The organism is Bradyrhizobium sp. Crot121 (assembly GCF_059512385.1).
On sequence record NZ_JCAMOR010000238.1, the window covers coordinates 1 to 1,386 of the forward strand.

The following is a 1,386-nucleotide window of genomic DNA, read 5'->3' on the forward strand; positions in this document are numbered from 1 at the left end:
GAGGCGGTCTTGTGGAGAGCGGTCGTATGTCGATGGAGGTGGGGCTGGGGCGATTTGGCGATCGTCGCCTGGAAAAAGGGGGGCCGCATTGCATGCGGCGCTCGTTCGACGGCCCGGTTCGTGCATTCGACGCCTTGCAGGGAGCCGAGCGCAGGAGGTCCGCTTCACGCGTTTTCTGCGCAATGATCGGGTGAGCGTCGCAGAGATGGCGAGCCATGCGGCTTCGCGCACGGCGGAACGTGTTGCCGGTCGCGAGATCATCGTGGTTCAGGATACCAGCGAACTGATCCTTGGCGGACGGCGCGCCAAAGCCAACGGTTATGGACCTGTCGGCAAAGGCGGCGGAACACGGGGCCTGCTTTTGCATGCGGCGCTCGCACTCGATGCCGGCACTGATGCGTTACTGGGTCTTGTTGATGCGCAGGTCTGGAATCGGGACAAGGGCAAGGTGACGCCCCGGCGATCGCGAGCAACAACAGACAAAGAGTCCCAGCGTTGGCTGTCCGCGACGGTTCAAGCCAGCGCGGCCTTATCGACCGCGCAAAGCATCACCGTGATCTCCGACCGGGAAAGCGACATCTACGAGCATTTCGCGCGACGTCCGGCGAATGTGGAGTTGCTTGTCAGGGCAAACTGGAATCGGAAGATCAAACTGAAGTCCGGAGCTTTTGCGAAGCAGTTTGCATTTGTTGATGGCTTGCCGGAAGCCGCCCGGTTCAGCGTGACGATTCCTGCGGCGCCGGGCCGCAAGGAGCGGATAGCCGAGCTTGCCTTGCGCTTCTCGCCGATCATGCCATGCCGGCCCCATCCCGGCCCTGCCCCAGATCTGCCCGACATGATCCGCCTGACCATGGTGGACGTTCGGGAGGTGTCATCGACCCATGACGGCGAGCCGATCCATTGGCGGCTTCTCACCACGCATGTCGTAAGAAGCCCGAAACAAGCACGTCGGATCGTCGACCTCTATCGCAGGCGTTGGACCATCGAGGAGTTCTTCCGCACGCTCAAATCCGCCGGTTTTGATATCGAGGAAGCCGACATTGGCGAACCCGAGGTCATGATCAAGTTCGTCGCCGCAGCTACCGTAGCGACGGTCACGATCATGCAACTGGTTCGCGCCCGTGACGGCACGACCGAGGAAGAACTAACCGAGGCCTTCGAGCCGGATGACCAGCCTGTGCTGGAAGCCCTGTCTTCTCAACTCGAGGGGGCCACTGCGAAGCAAAAGAACCCGCATCCAAAAGGCACTCTCGCCTTCGCTGCGTGGGTCATTGCTCGGCTTGGAGGATGGACCGCCTACTATGGAAAGCCTGGTCCAAAGGTGATGCGCCTGGGCCTCGAAGCCTTCCGTCGCATCAAATACGGCACCACTTTGAGGCTCAAAAA

At 61.2% G+C, this 1,386-nt stretch carries 2 protein-coding genes; both read left to right on the top strand.

From position 1 onward, the window contains the following. On the top strand, positions 1 to 194 hold a 194-nt coding region (locus AC5ZGW_RS46255; protein WP_496114170.1), incomplete at its 5' end, for a hypothetical protein. 11 nt (positions 195 to 205) lie between these two features. Continuing rightward, on the top strand, positions 206 to 1,386 hold a 1,181-nt coding region (locus AC5ZGW_RS46260; RefSeq protein WP_474419830.1), incomplete at its 3' end, for an IS4 family transposase.